Here is a 16,325-nt window from a genome sequence, read left to right as displayed (position 1 = left end):
GTCTTTGTGATGATAAAAAAAGTATTAATAGCCAATCGTGGGGAAATTGCTGTACGAATTATTCGTGCTTGTAAAGAAATGGATATTGAAACAGTTGCAATTTATTCAGAAGCAGACAAAGAGTCACTTCATGTGCAAATTGCAGATGAAGCGTATTGTGTTGGACCAACGATTTCAAAAGAAAGCTATTTAAATTTGACGAACATTATTAGTGTTGCGAAATTAACAGGTTGTGATGCAATTCATCCGGGATATGGATTTTTAGCAGAGAATGCAGATTTTGCAGAATTATGCCGTGAGTGTAACTTGATTTTTATCGGCCCAAGCCCAGAAGCCATTTCAAAGATGGGCACAAAAGACGTTGCACGTGATACAATGAAAGAAGCAGGGGTTCCGATTGTACCAGGTTCACAAGGGATTATTAAAAATACCGAAGAAGCGATCGAGCTTGCTAATCAAATTGGATATCCAGTTATTATTAAAGCGACTGCAGGTGGCGGCGGAAAAGGTATTCGTGTTGCGCGCCATGAAGAAGAGCTTGTAAAGGGAATTCAAATTACACAGCAAGAAGCTAGTACCGCTTTTGGGAACCCTGGTGTATACTTAGAGAAGTACGTTGAAGATTTCCGCCATGTTGAGATTCAAATAATGGCAGATACACATGGAAATGCCATTCATTTAGGAGAGCGTGATTGTACAATTCAGCGCCGTCTGCAAAAACTATTAGAAGAAAGTCCATCACCTGCACTTGATGAGGATATTCGCAAGCAAATGGGTGACGCGGCAGTTAAAGCGGCGGTAGCGGTTGATTATACAGGTGCTGGTACGGTTGAGTTTATTTATGAATATAAAACGAAAAGCTTTTATTTCATGGAGATGAATACGAGAATCCAAGTTGAACATCCAGTTACTGAAATGGTAACAGGGATGGATTTAATTAAAGAACAAATTCTTGTTGCTTCTGGAGAAAAGTTATCGTTACAGCAAGAAGAAGTACAATTTAATGGTTGGGCAATGGAATGTCGAATTAATGCGGAAAACCCTGCCAAAAAATTTATGCCATCTCCAGGTAAAGTAGAAATGTACTTACCACCAGGCGGATTTGGTATTCGCGTCGATTCAGCTGTATATCCGGGATATTCAATACCACCTTTCTATGATTCGATGGTTGCTAAATTAATTGTTCACGGAAAAACACGTGAAGAGGCAATTGCAAAAATGAAGCGAGCGCTCAGTGAGTTTGTCATTGAAGGCGTACATACAACAATCCCGTTCCATTTGCAATTGTTAGATCATCCTGATTTTGTAAAAGGTGAGTTTAACACGAAATTTTTGGAAGAGCATGAACTTGTGACGCAGTGATACATTAAAGGAGGTTTTTTTCATGGCTGAACATATGTTAGATATGGGTCAAGATACAACTCTTGGAAAAGTAGAAATTGCACCAGAAGTAATCGAAGTAATTGCAGGTATTGCAGCTGCTGAAGTAGAAGGTGTAGCGGCAATGCGTGGTAATTTTGCTACAGATGTTGTTGAGAAGTTAGGTAAGAAAAATCATGGTAAAGGTGTAAAGGTTGAATTAGCAAACGAAGATATTATTGTTGACCTTTATGTTGTGATGTATTTTGGTGTAGCAATTCCGGTTGTTGCACAAAAAATTCAAGACAATATTCGCCAAGCACTCTTTACAATGACAGGACTTGAGCCAAAAGAAGTGAACGTTCACATCGTTGGCGTAACATTCGAAACACAAAAAACAGAAATCGAACCAGTGTAAGAGTGGAAAAAGGTGCCTAGTAAAATAGGCATCTTTTTTATCGTTGCATTTCTTCACAAATTAAAACCCTCTAATTATTATACTATTTCAAAAAATAAGAAATATAAAATGGGATGTTTCATTTTTCCAAAAAACGTACATTGTGATAAGATATGGAACTTGAAGTTAATCTTTTTATTATTTTTCAGCCTTGTACCCCGTGTGTGAAACGATAAATTGTGTTATTATCATTGTATTATAAGGTTGGAAAATCAATGAAAACTGCAAGAGTAAGTGAATTGACGGCTTATAAATTATAATAATATAACAAAACATAAGGAAAGACTTGAAGTATAAAGGAGAGTTACAATGAAACGTAGGACGGCTAGAGAAAGAGCAATGCAAGCATTATACCAAATGGATATTACAGGTGAATTAGAACCGAAAGTAGCGGTAGAAAATACGCTAGATGAAGGTGAAGAAACAAATGAGTTTCTAGAATCACTTGTTGTAGGATTTGTAGACAACAAAGAAGAGATTGACGCAGCAATTCGTCAAAATTTAAAAAAGTGGAAGCTTGAGCGTATTAGTATTGTTGATCGCAGTATTTTACGTGTAGCTGTGTGTGAGATGAAATACATGGAAGAAATTCCACACAATGTAACAATTAACGAAGCAATTGAAATCGCAAAAACATTTGGGGATGAGGAATCTCGTCGTTTTATTAACGGCGTTTTATCTAATATAAAAGATACACTGTAATTTCTTTAAGGGGGAAACTTAAAATGGTAGCAGTAATCATCAAAGGAAATGAAGTTGCGGAGAAAAAACGAGCACAATTAAAAGAAGAAGTTGTGAAGTTAAAAGAGCAAGGGATTGTACCAGGATTAGCAGTTATTTTAGTTGGAGAAGATCCAGCATCTCGTTCTTATGTAAAAGGAAAAGAAAAAGGCTGTGAGCAAGTAGGAATCTATTCAGAGCTAATTGAACTTCCTGAAACGATTACTGAGGAGCGTTTGCTTGCTGAAATCGATCGCTTAAATGGAGACGACCGCATTAATGGCATATTGGTACAATTGCCTTTACCAAAACATATTGAAGAAAAAGCTATCATTGAAAGAATTTCACCGGAAAAGGATGTAGATGGATTTCACCCAATCAGCGTAGGACGTATGATGACGGGACAAGACACATTCCTTCCATGTACACCGCATGGTATTTTAGAATTAGTAAAAGAAACGAATCTTGATATTTCTGGAAAGCATGTTGTTGTAATTGGAAGAAGTAATATTGTTGGTAAACCAGTGGGGCAACTGTTTTTAAATGAAAATGCAACTGTCACATATTGTCATTCTAAGACGCGAAATATAGAAGAATTATCGAAGTTAGCTGATATTTTAATCGTAGCCGTTGGACGACCGAAAATGGTAACAGCTGACTATATTAAAGAAGGTGCGGTTGTAATTGATGTTGGTGTTAACCGTTTAGAAACAGGCAAACTTTGTGGTGATGTTGATTTTGACAATGTATTAGACGTTGCAGGTTACATTACGCCTGTGCCAAAAGGAGTCGGCCCAATGACTATTACAATGCTTCTTCACAACACTGTGGAGTCTGCAAGGCGTACAGGTGTTGTTTGTCAATAATTTGAATCGGCTATGAGGAGAGAGCAATGGAGAAACAATATTTAACCGTTACAGCATTAACACGCTATATTAAAACAAAAATAGAGTATGATCCGCATTTACAGTCTGTTTGGTTAAAAGGAGAAATTTCCAACTTTAAATATCATAGTCGTGGTCATATGTATTTTACATTGAAAGATGAAAATGCAAGAATTGCAGCGGTTATGTTTGCGGGTCATAATCGTAACATTAAATTCAGACCGGAAAATGGAATGAAAGTACTTGTAAAAGGAAAGATTTCTGTTTACGAGGCGAGTGGTTCTTATCAAATTTATATTCAAGACATGCAGCCTGATGGAGTTGGAAATCTTCATTTAGCTTATGAACAATTAAAAGTCCGATTAGAAGAAGAAGGGCTGTTTTCTCAAGTTTATAAGCGTCCAATCCCTGCGTATGCAAAAACAATCGGTGTTATAACGTCGCCAACAGGAGCAGCAATTCGCGATATTATAACAACAATTAAACGTCGTTATCCAATTGGAAATGTTATTGTGTTTCCTGTACTTGTACAAGGGGAGTCAGCGGCTCCCTCAATTGTACAAGCAATTCGTACAGCGAATGAAATGGGAGATATTGATGTTTTAATTGTTGGACGTGGTGGAGGCTCTATTGAAGAATTATGGGCCTTTAATGAGGAAGTAGTTGCAAGAGCAATTTTTACAAGTGAGATTCCGATTATTTCAGCTGTAGGTCATGAAACGGATTTTACAATCGCAGATTTTGTTGCGGATTTACGTGCACCAACACCGACTGCAGCAGCTGAGCTGGCGGTACCTAACATTATAGAGTTACAAGAAAAGGTATTACAAAGAACTCTGAGATTGCAACGAGCAATGAGAGAGAGAGTACATAAAAAAGAAGAAAAACTGCAAGTGTTACAAAAATCTTATGCGTTCCGTTATCCGAGGCAAGTGTACGAGCAAAAAGAAGAGCAGTTAGACAGAGCTCTTGAACAACTTGTTTTAGCGAAAGAGCGTTATATAGATAAAAAAGTAAATCAATTAAAGCAACTTTCATTTTATTTAGAAAAGCACCACCCATCTCAAAAAATTATACAAACGAAAACGGCAATTGAAACGTTGCAAAAGCAGTTGCAACGTGAAATGCAAACGTTACTTCAAACGAAGGAGTTCGTATTTGTAAGAGCGGCTCAAAAGCTTGAAGTATTAAGCCCGCTTAAAGTAATGATGAGAGGGTATGGGCTTGTATACAATGAAGAGAAACAAGTATTAAAAAGCGTGAAAGATGTTAGCCTTGGGGATGCTGTTTCGGTTCAATTACAAGATGGAATACTAGATTGTAGCGTATCAAGCATAGAGGAGCGTGAATTGAATAATGGAAAATAAGTTAAGCTTTGAAGAAGCAATTTCGCAGCTTGAGCATCTCGTTTCTAAGCTTGAACAAGGTGATGTACCTTTAGAGGAAGCGATTTCTTATTTTAAAGAAGGCATGGAATTATCTAAGCTTTGTGATGAGAAATTGAAAGATGTACAAGAACAAATGGCAGTTATCCTTGGAGAAGATGGAGAGCTTAAACCGTTTACTGCTTTAGGAGATGAAGCATAGTGACACATATAGCTTTTGATGCTTTTTTGAAAGAGAGTAAAACTTTCGTAGAAGAAAAGCTTGTAAGCTATGCAAATGAATTACAATGTCCAAATGTGCTTCGTGAAGCGATGGCATATTCTTTGGAAGCGGGTGGGAAACGTCTCCGCCCATTACTTTTATTTGCAACGTTACAAGCGTTTGGGAAAGAAAAAAATCTTGGAGTGGGTGCAGCTTGTGCCCTTGAAATGATTCATACATATTCGTTAATTCATGATGATTTACCTTGTATGGATGATGATGATCTAAGACGAGGAAAGCCTACCAATCATAAAGTATTTGGTGAAGCAATGGCAGTTTTAGCAGGAGATGGTTTGTTGACATATGCTTTTCAAGTTATTATGGCATATGGGCAAAAAGAAATCTCTGCTGAAAAAAAAGTAAGACTTGTACTTGAGCTTGCGAAAGCAGCAGGACCTGAAGGAATGGTTGCTGGACAAGTGGCAGATATGGAAGCTGAAGGAAAACGACTTACAATTAATGAATTAGAGTACATCCATAAGCATAAGACAGGTAAACTGCTTGAGTTTGCTGTACTTGCAGGAGCGATACTTTCTGATGCTACAGAAGAGCAAGAAGAGAAGTTACTTGCATTTGCGAAATATATCGGTCTAGCTTTCCAAATTAGAGATGATATTTTGGATGTAGAAGGAACAGAAGAAGAGATTGGAAAACCGATTGGTAGTGATGCTTCCAACGAAAAGAGCACATATACGACGTTATTTACTGTAGATAGAGCAAAATCTATTTTAGAGGAGACAATTGCAAAAGCAAAAGATTCTATTAGCTCCTTGCAATTACAAGATGAATATTTACTATCTATTTGTGATTTAATCGCAAAACGTAATAACTAATATAACAGCGTTTTCATTTGTTGAGTCATTCATCATTTTATGATATAACTGTAGGAAAAGGTTTTTCTTTTCTTGTTATTGGCAAAAATATATGTAGATTACATTGCCGTTATCACTTCGTGTTAGCGGCTATTTTTTTCATCGCGTAAAGAAATATGATGTATAATATGATAAGTGAAAAAAATGGAAGTGTTTTTTGAAAGCAGGACAAGATAAGAAGAATAGAAAGAGAATTTCTTGTGTTGTGTAAATGTTTCTTATAATATTTGACATGTTGACAGATTATGAAATGAAAGTGAGTGATCCGTGTGGATCTAACGCAAATTCAAAACCCTAGTTTTTTGAAAGATATGTCTATTAGTGAACTAGAGGGATTGAGTGAGGATATTCGTAAGTTTTTAATTGAAGAGCTCTCTCAAACAGGTGGACATATTGCACCTAATTTAGGTGTAGTAGAACTCACAATTGCTCTGCATAAATTATTTGATAGTCCGAAAGATAAGTTTTTATGGGATGTAGGACATCAATCCTATGTACATAAAATTTTAACAGGGCGTGCGAAAGAATTCGGCACATTAAGGCAATACCAAGGTCTATGTGGTTTCCCAAAACGCTGCGAGAGTGAGCATGATGTTTGGGAAACTGGTCATAGTTCGACGTCACTATCTGCTGCAATGGGAATGGCTCTAGCGCGTGATTTGAAGAAAACGGAAGAATACGTTATACCAATCATTGGCGATGGTGCATTAACAGGTGGAATGGCTTTAGAGGCATTAAACCATATTGGTCATGAAAAAACGGACATGATTGTTATTTTGAATGACAATGAAATGTCAATTGCACCAAACGTCGGTGCGCTTCATAATGTACTTGGTCGTTTACGTACCGCAGGGAAGTACCATTGGGTAAAAGATGAATTAGAGTATATATTGAAGAAAATCCCAGCAGTTGGCGGGAAAGTTGCTGCGACAGCAGAGAAAATAAAAGATAGTCTAAAATATTTACTAGTATCAGGCGTCTTTTTTGAAGAATTAGGCTTTACATATTTAGGTCCGGTCGATGGGCATGATTATGAAAAGTTATTCGAAACGTTGCAATATGCAAAGAAAACAAAAGGCCCAGTACTTGTTCATGTTATTACGAAAAAAGGAAAAGGTTATAAACCAGCTGAGAGTGACGTTATTGGAACTTGGCATGGAACAGGACCGTATAAAATTGAGTCAGGTGACTTCGTTAAACCGAAGGAAGTTGCACCAGCATGGAGTGCTGTTGTTAGTGAAACAGTGCTTAAGCTAGCGAGAACGGATGAACGTATCGTTGCAATTACGCCTGCAATGCCTGTTGGATCGAAACTTGAGAAATTCCAAAAAGAATTTCCAAATCGCATGATTGATGTAGGTATTGCAGAGCAGCATGCTACAACAATGGCGGCTGGTATGGCAACGCAAGGAATGAAGCCGTTCTTAGCAATTTATTCAACGTTTTTACAAAGAGCATATGACCAAGTTGTTCATGATATTTGTCGCCAAAATTTAAATGTTTTCATTGGAATAGATCGTTCTGGATTAGTTGGAGCAGACGGTGAAACGCATCAAGGTGTATTTGACATCTCGTTTTTACGTCATTTGCCGAATATGGTACTTATGATGCCGAAAGATGAAAATGAAGGACAACATTTAGTATATACAGCGATGCAATACGAAGATGGACCGATTGCTTTACGTTATGCACGCGGCAATGGACTTGGCGTTCAAATGGATGAAGAATTAAAGGCGATTCCAATCGGTACATGGGAAACGTTAAAAGAAGGCACACAAGCAGCAATTTTAACGTTTGGTACGACAATCCCGATGGCAATGGAAGCAGCAGAGCGTCTTGAAAAAGCTGGAATATCAGTGAAAGTAGTGAATGCTCGCTTTATTAAGCCGATGGATGAGGCATATTTACATGAGCTTTTAGGGAAAAATATACCGATTTTAACGATTGAAGAGGCTTGTTTAATCGGTGGCTTTGGAACGGGAGTAGTTGAATTTGCTTCTGAGAACGGATACCATAGTGCTTTAATTGAACGAATGGGTATTCCTGATCGCTTCATAGAGCATGGTAGTGTAACAAAACTGTTAGAAGAAATTGGTTTAACGACAGATGCTGTTGTAGACCGTATTCATACAATGATTCCATCAAAACAAAAAAGGGCGTAACAAATGAGCGTAAAAAAAGAAAGAGTAGATGTACTATTAGTAGAGCGAGGACTTATAGAAACGCGTGAGAAGGCTAAACGTGCTGTTATGGCAGGTCTTGTATACGCGAATGAAATGAGACTCGATAAGCCAGGGGAGAAAATCTCGCAAGATACGGAGATTACGGTGAAAGGGCAAGTTATGCCGTATGTAAGCCGTGGTGGTTATAAGCTTGAAAAGGCATTAGAAGCATTTCAACTTGATTTACAAGATAAAGTTATGATAGATATTGGTTCATCAACTGGTGGTTTTACAGACTGTGCGCTTCAAAATGGGGCGAAGTTATCTTATGCATTAGATGTAGGATATAATCAACTTGCGTGGAAATTGCGTCAAGATGAGCGTGTTGTTGTGATGGAACGAACGAACTTCCGTTACGTGACACCGGCAGATTTAGAACGTGGTTTACCGCAGTTTGCAAGTATTGACGTGTCATTTATATCATTAAGGCTTATATTGCCGGTTTTAAAAACAATGCTTACGCCAAATGGTGATGTAGCTGCATTGATTAAACCTCAGTTTGAAGCTGGACGAGAACAAGTCGGGAAAAAAGGCATTGTTCGTGATAGAAAAGTACATGAAGCTGTCGTGGAAATGATTGTCGATTTTGCTCTTAAGGAAGGCTATAATGTCGAAGGTTTAACATTCTCACCAATTACAGGTGGGGATGGAAATATTGAATTTTTAATTCATCTAAAGTGGCACGGTGAGCGTGAGAATGGCGAAAATCATTCTCCGGTTTCTATTGAACAAGTTGTTACAGAAGCGCATAATGTTCTAAAACAAAAAGGGAAAGGGGAATAACATATGTTGTTCCTCTTTTTGTTGTAATCGTATAATTATTGTAAAAACAATTGTGTACAAGTAACGGATTATACGTTAACATAAATAAATGAAGTATACCAATGTTTAAACTATGGTAAGAGATAGTGTGAGGTGCAAATGTATGAATAAAGGTCAGCGCCATATTAAAATCAGGGAAATTATTGCGAACAAAGAAATTGAAACACAAGATGAACTAGTTGATATTTTACGTAATGTGGGGTTTAATGTAACGCAAGCAACAGTATCGCGCGATATTAAAGAACTGCACTTAGTGAAGGTGCCATTACATGATGGTCGCTATAAATATAGCTTGCCAGCAGATCAACGATTTAATCCGTTGCAAAAATTAAAACGAAATCTAGTGGATTCATTTGTAAAATTAGACACGGCAGGACATATGCTTGTGTTAAAAACATTGCCTGGTAACGCTCATTCACTTGGGGCACTTATTGATCATTTAGAGTGGGATGAGATAGTCGGAACCATTTGTGGTGATGATACTTGCTTAATTATTTGCCGTACACCTGAAGATACAGGTGTTGTCTCTGATCGTTTCTTAAATATGCTGTAACAGAAAAATCTTGTTTACTTTCCTCTGTAAAGTGGAAAGTAAACAAGATATTTTTATTGGCGTAAAATACGGATTTTCAAATACAATACATTATTTTTTTTGAATGAAGTTAGAAAATAGGTGGATTGACCCGTAAAACGAATGTTTGGTACAATGGAGCGGGTTAGAAGAGTAATTTATACATACAAACATATAGTATAACTATTTGAATGAAGAATACTGAGAAAAGCCCTTAATTGGGGATTAGTTTATAACGAGGTGAATGGGGCATTGTTATCGGAATTATCGATCAGAAACTTTGCTATTATTGAGGCATTAAATATTTCTTTTCAAAAAGGTTTAACCGTTTTAAGTGGTGAAACAGGAGCTGGAAAATCCATTATTATTGATGCAATTAGTTTGCTTGTTGGTGGCCGTGGTTCAGCAGAATTTGTTCGATATGGAACAGAAAAGGCTGAGATAGAAGGATTATTCTATGTAGAAGATGACAAGCATCCATGTATCGCAAAAGCAGAAGAGTTAGATATAGAAATAGAAGATGGCATGATTATTTTGAAGCGTGACATCGCTGCGAACGGAAAAAGTGTCTGTCGTGTAAATGGGAAACTTGTTACACTCAGCATATTAAAAGAGATTGGAAAAACGCTAGTTGATATTCATGGACAGCATGAAACACAAGATTTAATGAATGAAGAGCGTCATATGTTTATGCTTGATCATTTTGATGGAAATCGCATTGTTAAACAATTGGACATATATCAAAATGTATATACAGACTATGAGAAGTTAAAAAAACAGCTGAAATCTTTAAGTGAAAATGAACAACAAATGGCCCATCGTCTAGATTTAATTCAATTCCAACATGAAGAAATTCGCAATGCGGATTTAAAAATGGATGAAGAATATGAATTGACTGAGGAACGATTAAAAATCTCCAATTTTGAAAAGATTTATAAAGCATTAGGAGATGCATATCGTTCGTTAAGTGGAGACGGACAGGGATTAGATCATGTAAGAAATGCAATGGGACAAATGGAGAGTATTACGCACTTAGATGAAGCGTATCAAGAAAATCATGATTCCATTGCAAATAGTTATTACTTATTAGAAGAAGTTGCATATCAGCTTAGAGAAAAGTTAGATATGATGGAATATGATCCGAAACGTCTAGATGAAATTGAAACACGTTTGAATGAAATCCGTATGTTAAAGAGAAAGTATGGAAATACTGTAGAAGAGATTTTAGCGTATGCTGATAAAATTGAACAAGAAATTTTTACGATTGAAAATAAAGACGTACATATTGAAACGACGAGAAAGCAGTTAACGAAATTAGAAGGCGTTATTGTAAAAGAAGCAACGTTGTTAAGTACTATGCGTCATGAGCTTGCAGATCATCTTACAAGCGCTATTCATCAAGAATTAAAAGAACTATATATGGAAAAAACGAAATTTGAAGTAAGAATTATGAAGAGGGTAGGAAATGTAGAAGAACCTCTCGTGGAAGGAACACCGGTAAAACTTACGGCCGATGGCTACGATCATGTGGAATTTTATATTTCAACGAATCCGGGTGAACCGTTAAAGCCACTTTCAAAGGTTGCTTCTGGCGGAGAGTTATCTCGTATTATTTTAGCTTTAAAAAGCATTTTTTCTAAGCATCAAGGTGTTGCATCTGTTATTTTTGATGAAGTGGATACGGGTGTGAGTGGTCGGGTTGCGCAGGCTATTGCGGAAAAAATTTATCGTGTATCAGTAAACTCGCAAGTACTTTGTATTACGCACTTACCTCAAGTAGCTTCAATGGCGGACTCGCATTTATTTATTAGAAAACAAGTGGCGAATGATCGGACGATTACATCGGTTACTGTGTTAAGTACGGATGAAAAAGTAACAGAAATTGCTCGAATGATTTCTGGTGTTGAAATTACAGATTTAACGACAGAGCATGCGAAAGAGTTACTTACGCAAGCGCATCATTTCAAACAGACAGCAGAGGCTATCCAGTAATGGATAGCTTTTTTTTCTCAAATGACGATTTCTTAATTCTTCCGGTTATAAATAAAGCACTGCAAGGAGAGATTAAAAAGTGAAGCCAAGAGGCTGAATGTGGGTAGGAGCGAGGAGAGTGAACAAATTGAAATTAGAAAGATTTCGAAAAATAATAGGTCTTTGTCTCCTTGTTTCTCTAGTTTTTATTGGATGTTTTAAACCGCTTCGAACGTTTATTTCATCGCCGAAGCAACTTGTTGTTTTTGAAGGACAACAATCAGAAATAGCATCATTACCAGTTTTTAAGGCTTCATCTACAAATCGTAATGTATTTACTGTAAGTTCAAATGAACAAGAACTTATGGTAAATTCTCACCAAAATGGTGAAGCTGATATGGTGTTTCAAATTGCTGGTTTTCCAGTGAAAAAAGTAAATGTGAAAGTATTAAAAAATTTTAAAGTTATTCCAGGTGGACAATCGATTGGTGTAAAATTGAACACAAAAGGTGTACTTGTTGTAGGCCATCATTTAATTCAAACTGAAAAGGGTAAAGTATCTCCTGGTGAAACAGCTGGTGTACAGATTGGAGATATGATTACTGAAATCAATGGTAAAATAATTGAAAGAATGAGTGATGTAGCACCATTTATTCATAATAGTGGAGAAACAGGTGAACCGCTTAATCTTGTTTTATTAAGAGATGGAAAATATATTCGTGCTAAGCTAACACCACAAAAAGACAACGGTGAATCTTCTTACCGAATTGGATTGTATATTCGTGATTCAGCAGCTGGTATCGGAACAATGACGTTTGTACATCCGGATTCTATGAAATACGGAGCGCTTGGTCATGTAATTTCCGATAATGATACAAAAAAGCCAATTCAAGTAGAAGATGGACAAATTATGCGTTCGACAGTAACGTCTATTGAAAGAGGAAGTCACGGGAACCCGGGAGAAAAATTAGCAAGATTTTCACCGGATCGTGAAGTGATTGGTAATATTACAATAAATAGCCCGTATGGTATTTTTGGGAAATTAAATACAAATATGACAAACGGCATAATGGATAAAGCAATGCCTATCGCATTATCCAATCAAGTAAAAGAAGGACCAGCGAAAATATTAACAGTTATTGATCAAGATAAGGTGGAAGCGTTTGATATTGAAGTTGTTAGTACAGTACCACAAAAGTTCCCGGCTACAAAAGGTATGGTTATAAAAGTGACAGATAAACGTTTACTAGCAAAAACGGGTGGCATTGTACAAGGAATGAGTGGAAGTCCGATTGTACAAAATGGGAAAGTAATTGGTGCGGTTACACATGTATTTGTAAATGATCCAACGTCAGGATACGGTGTTCATATTGAATGGATGTTACATGAGGCTGGAATTAATATTTATGATCAAGAGAAAAAAGCGAGCTAATACATATTAGCTCGCTTTTCTTTTGAAAAATTCGTTGAAATTTTGTAAAAGCTCCGCAAGAGCTGTTTTTTGTTGTAAAATATAAGCAAAGGGTTGAACGTTTCGCTGTAATTCTATGATGGAATGTGTTGCGAAAGGAAAAAAATGAACGATAAACATATTTTTTTGTGATTTTATCGGAAAGTAAGAAACTTTAAAGGGAATTTTCACACAATTGTCGAACAATTCATGTAGCCTAGAAGCTTACACATGTCGGAAGAATCGATTCGGTAAGGGAGGAAAAACTGTGGAGAAAATTAAAGTATGTCTTGTGGATGATAATAAAGAATTGGTATCGATGCTAGAGAGCTATGTTGCTGCTCAGGATGATATGGAAGTTATTGGGATTGCTTACAATGGTCAAGAATGTTTAAACTTATTGAAAGAAAAGCAGCCTGATATACTCGTTTTAGACATTATTATGCCACATTTAGATGGTCTAGCTGTGCTAGAGAAAATGCGACATATTGAAAGGTTAAGACAACCTAACGTTATTATGTTGACAGCATTCGGACAAGAAGATGTGACGAAAAAAGCGGTTGATTTAGGGGCATCATATTTCATATTAAAACCATTTGATATGGAGAATTTAACAAGTCATATTCGTCAAGTTAGTGGTAAGGAAAATGCTACCATTAAACGTCCATTACCATCTTTCCGATCAGCAACAACGATTGATGGCAAACCGAAAAACTTAGATGCGAGTATTACAAGTATCATTCATGAAATTGGTGTACCCGCTCATATTAAAGGATATATGTACTTACGAGAAGCAATCTCTATGGTGTACAATGATATCGAATTACTAGGATCTATTACGAAAGTATTATATCCAGATATCGCAAAGAAATATAATACAACAGCAAGTCGTGTCGAGCGCGCAATCCGTCACGCAATTGAAGTAGCTTGGAGCCGTGGGAATATTGATTCTATTTCGTCCTTATTTGGTTATACTGTATCGATGTCAAAAGCAAAACCTACGAATTCCGAGTTCATCGCAATGGTTGCGGATAAGCTAAGACTTGAACATAAGGCTAGCTGAGATTAGTATATTCAAAATAAATTTTTTTATAAAAGATCAATGAGTTTAAAACACTCGTTGATCTTTTATTTTGTTATAAGGATAATATTGAAGTAGTATTTCATAAGAAATATGATTATGACACATTTAAAGGTGATTCATTTATTTATATGGAAAATAAAACATATATTTAGTAAAATTATCTATAAAGGGATATTTCTTGATATGATATTTGTTAGGGAATTTACTAGGGAATATTGGGAGGTTTATATGAAAAAGAAAATTTTAATTTGGATTGGATGTGCAATAGGCTTAGTTGGGCTTACTGCTGGTATAACTTATGGAATGTTAGAACTTGCAGATAATCCGGCGGACAAACAAGCTAGTGCTGAAATAGATACAAGCGAATATAAAACAGTTCCAAAAGAAAAAGAAGCGCAGTTTGGTGAGATTGGTGGCGCAAGTGCGAAACTTCAAATTACAAAAGATTCTACTGAAGAAGACTTAGTTAAAGCGATGCATAGTATGACTCACCAAAAAGTAATAGCTGAGCAAAAATGGGGAGCAATCCCGATGTCTAAAGAGAATGCTGAAAAAGTAAGAAGTATCTTAAATGAGAGTAATTTTGAAACGAAAGAAGAACTTTTAGCGATTGCTGAAAGATGGATAAACAAAGACTTTAGTAAAGTTGTGGACGATCATAACTACTTTTGGAAACTGCAAGGTGGTAATATCGGAAAAGCTACAGGAGTTATGGATCCGCTAGAAGAGCAAACTTTTTCTTTAAATAATTTTGGAGATGGAGTAACAGGTGAATTACACAAATCTGGAGACCTTCAATAGGTTGGAGGAAATTAAAATTTGCAATTTGTAGAAAAAGCTTCTTTATAGAGGCTTTTTATTTTGTTGTTCCATGCATTCATAATTTTAGTGGGTAAGTTATCCGTGATATAATAGATGATAATAAAAAGCCCTGCAAAACAGGACTATATTATTCTTCGTCTTTATTTTGTTTTTCTAATTCAACTAACTTTTGGATTAAAATATGCTGTGGCATATGCATAAGTTGTTCAAGTGGAACACCTAACGCTTTTGATAGGCGGACTGCAGTGTCTGGAGAAATTTGTAATGGTCTCATAGAAGTACCTCCTTTTTCGTATAGTATAGCATAAGATTGGGGGAGTGAGGATGACTCTTATATTTGCGCATCGTGGTGCGGCGGGAACGTATCCGGAAAATACAATGATTTCATTTGAAGCAGCAGAGGCTTTCGGGGCAGACGGAATTGAACTCGATGTTCAATTAACGAAAGATGGAAAAGTTGTCGTTATTCATGATGAAACTGTGAATCGAACGACGAATGGAAAAGGTGCTGTTCGAAATTATTTATACGAGGATTTATGTAAGTTAGATGCAAGTTATAAATTTAGTGAAAAAGTAGGTTTTTGTAAAATTCCTCTTTTAGAAGAGGTACTGGAGTGGCTTGGGAAAACGCAATTGCTACTTAATATTGAACTTAAAAATGATAAAATTCCATACAGAGGTTTAGAAGAAGAGGTTATAACACTTGTACGTAAGTTTAGTCTGGAGGATCGGGTTATATTTTCTTCGTTTAACCACTATAGTATGAAACGGTGCCATATGATGGCTCCTGATATTCAAACAGCTATTTTGTATCGTGAAGGTTTGCATAGCCCGTGGGCATATGCAAAAAAGATGGGTGCTACTGCAGTGCATCCGAATTATCGTTATCTTCAAGATGCCATCGCTGAATTAACGATGGAAAGTGGTGTAGAGGTTCGTCCTTACACGATAAATGAAGAAACGCTTATGCGTAAATATTTTGATATGAACATATCGGCGATTATTACTGATTATCCTGAAACAGCACGAACTTTATTACCGATAAAAAATGAGACCTAATATGATGGTCTCATTTTTTTATCGGTATGTGAAAACGCTGTTCTATCTTCTGAAGCGGGCTTGTACTTTATTTCTCTTACGATCTCTGTGTAAGACGAAGCCGCCGAAAATATAAAACCCGAGTGCGAAGCAAAGAGCGCCGATTAAAAATTGTAACCATAATATAGGGATTGGGGAGAATAAAATCCCAAATACAGTATCTCGCATTAGTTTAATACCAAGCACGGCTAATGAAATCGGGATGAGTGCTAATGATAGAGCGAGGTAACGCTGCATACATAACGCCTCTTTTCAGATTATTTTGTTTATTTTAATGATGTTATATGAAAAGGGGGTTTGTCAAGAGATTGCTGAACGAGTAAGATAAGGATGTGAAAAATTTTGC

General features: G+C 36.5%; 17 protein-coding genes. 15 read left to right on the top strand and 2 right to left on the bottom strand.

Features of this window, described 5'->3' with window-relative positions; all coding sequences use genetic code 11:
* The first annotated feature begins 9 nt into the window (after window positions 1-9).
* The 14 genes from accC to EXW56_RS19935 all read left to right on the top strand — a co-directional run bounded on the left by accC (window position 10) and on the right by EXW56_RS19935 (window position 14,860).
* A complete protein-coding gene (gene accC, locus EXW56_RS20000; RefSeq protein ID WP_002111754.1) occupies window positions 10-1,362 on the top strand; it encodes an acetyl-CoA carboxylase biotin carboxylase subunit in 1,353 nt (450 codons plus the stop codon).
* A gap of 22 nt (window positions 1,363-1,384) precedes the next feature.
* Window positions 1,385-1,777, top strand: coding sequence for an Asp23/Gls24 family envelope stress response protein (locus tag EXW56_RS19995; RefSeq protein WP_000807630.1), 393 nt, complete (start codon window positions 1,385-1,387; stop codon window positions 1,775-1,777).
* 348 nt (window positions 1,778-2,125) lie between these two features.
* Entirely contained in the window at window positions 2,126-2,518 is a 393-nt protein-coding gene (gene nusB, locus EXW56_RS19990; protein ID WP_002067080.1) for a N utilization substance protein NusB, read from the top strand.
* 23 nt (window positions 2,519-2,541) lie between these two features.
* Entirely contained in the window at window positions 2,542-3,402 is an 861-nt protein-coding gene (gene folD, locus EXW56_RS19985) for a bifunctional methylenetetrahydrofolate dehydrogenase/methenyltetrahydrofolate cyclohydrolase FolD (RefSeq protein ID WP_002199388.1), read from the top strand.
* A gap of 26 nt (window positions 3,403-3,428) precedes the next feature.
* Window positions 3,429-4,787 carry an exodeoxyribonuclease VII large subunit gene (xseA, locus tag EXW56_RS19980; protein WP_002199389.1) on the top strand — a complete coding sequence of 453 codons (1,359 nt, stop codon included), beginning with the start codon at window positions 3,429-3,431 and terminating at the stop codon, window positions 4,785-4,787.
* Window positions 4,777-5,007, top strand: a complete 231-nt coding sequence (xseB, locus tag EXW56_RS19975) for an exodeoxyribonuclease VII small subunit (protein ID WP_000428422.1) — start codon at window positions 4,777-4,779, stop codon at window positions 5,005-5,007. Before xseA ends, xseB begins: the two co-directional genes overlap by 11 nt.
* Window positions 5,007-5,900 (top strand): (2E,6E)-farnesyl diphosphate synthase, encoded by an 894-nt coding sequence (gene ispA, locus EXW56_RS19970; RefSeq protein ID WP_002111751.1) that lies wholly within the window; start codon window positions 5,007-5,009, stop codon window positions 5,898-5,900. The genes xseB and ispA overlap by 1 nt, the downstream gene beginning before the upstream one ends.
* Window positions 5,901-6,208: 308 nt before the next feature.
* Window positions 6,209-8,101 (top strand): 1-deoxy-D-xylulose-5-phosphate synthase, encoded by a 1,893-nt coding sequence (gene dxs / locus EXW56_RS19965; protein ID WP_002111749.1) that lies wholly within the window; start codon window positions 6,209-6,211, stop codon window positions 8,099-8,101.
* Between the two features lie 3 nt (window positions 8,102-8,104).
* A complete protein-coding gene (locus tag EXW56_RS19960; protein WP_002067084.1) occupies window positions 8,105-8,944 on the top strand; it encodes a TlyA family RNA methyltransferase in 840 nt (279 codons plus the stop codon).
* A gap of 142 nt (window positions 8,945-9,086) precedes the next feature.
* Window positions 9,087-9,536, top strand: a complete 450-nt coding sequence (gene argR / locus EXW56_RS19955) for an arginine repressor ArgR (protein WP_002015076.1) — start codon at window positions 9,087-9,089, stop codon at window positions 9,534-9,536.
* A 270-nt stretch (window positions 9,537-9,806) separates the two neighbouring features.
* A complete protein-coding gene (gene recN, locus EXW56_RS19950; protein ID WP_002145805.1) occupies window positions 9,807-11,546 on the top strand; it encodes a DNA repair protein RecN in 1,740 nt (579 codons plus the stop codon).
* A 118-nt stretch (window positions 11,547-11,664) separates the two neighbouring features.
* The gene (spoIVB, locus tag EXW56_RS19945; protein WP_033716821.1) at window positions 11,665-12,957 is read left to right on the top strand and encodes a SpoIVB peptidase; all 1,293 of its coding nucleotides are present in this window, start codon (window positions 11,665-11,667) and stop codon (window positions 12,955-12,957) included.
* 286 nt (window positions 12,958-13,243) lie between these two features.
* Entirely contained in the window at window positions 13,244-14,038 is a 795-nt protein-coding gene (gene spo0A / locus EXW56_RS19940) for a sporulation transcription factor Spo0A (RefSeq protein WP_002111741.1), read from the top strand.
* 249 nt (window positions 14,039-14,287) lie between these two features.
* On the top strand, window positions 14,288-14,860 hold the full coding sequence (locus EXW56_RS19935; RefSeq protein ID WP_016106126.1) for a PRK06770 family protein: 573 nt from the start codon (window positions 14,288-14,290) through the stop codon (window positions 14,858-14,860).
* Window positions 14,861-15,008: 148 nt separating this feature from the next.
* On the opposite strand, the gene EXW56_RS19930 is transcribed toward EXW56_RS19935, so the two are convergent.
* Window positions 15,009-15,155 carry a YycC family protein gene (locus tag EXW56_RS19930; protein WP_001247671.1) on the bottom strand — a complete coding sequence of 49 codons (147 nt, stop codon included), beginning with the start codon at window positions 15,153-15,155 and terminating at the stop codon, window positions 15,009-15,011.
* Between the two features lie 50 nt (window positions 15,156-15,205).
* Here EXW56_RS19930 and EXW56_RS19925 point away from each other — a divergent pair, with 50 nt between their 5' ends.
* Window positions 15,206-15,940: a glycerophosphodiester phosphodiesterase gene (locus EXW56_RS19925; protein WP_002111737.1), complete on the top strand. Its 735-nt coding sequence runs from the start codon at window positions 15,206-15,208 to the stop codon at window positions 15,938-15,940.
* Between the two features lie 42 nt (window positions 15,941-15,982).
* Here EXW56_RS19925 and EXW56_RS19920 read toward each other — a convergent pair whose 3' ends face one another.
* Window positions 15,983-16,216 carry a DUF2627 domain-containing protein gene (locus tag EXW56_RS19920; RefSeq protein ID WP_002111735.1) on the bottom strand — a complete coding sequence of 78 codons (234 nt, stop codon included), beginning with the start codon at window positions 16,214-16,216 and terminating at the stop codon, window positions 15,983-15,985.
* Window positions 16,217-16,325 lie beyond the last annotated feature (109 nt).

The sequence above is a fragment of the Bacillus mycoides genome (genome assembly GCF_018742245.1).
Lineage (GTDB): Bacteria > Bacillota > Bacilli > Bacillales > Bacillaceae_G > Bacillus_A > Bacillus_A cereus_U.
The sequence above is the reverse complement of the archived record's forward strand: the minus strand, read 5'-3'. Positions and strand labels throughout refer to the sequence as shown.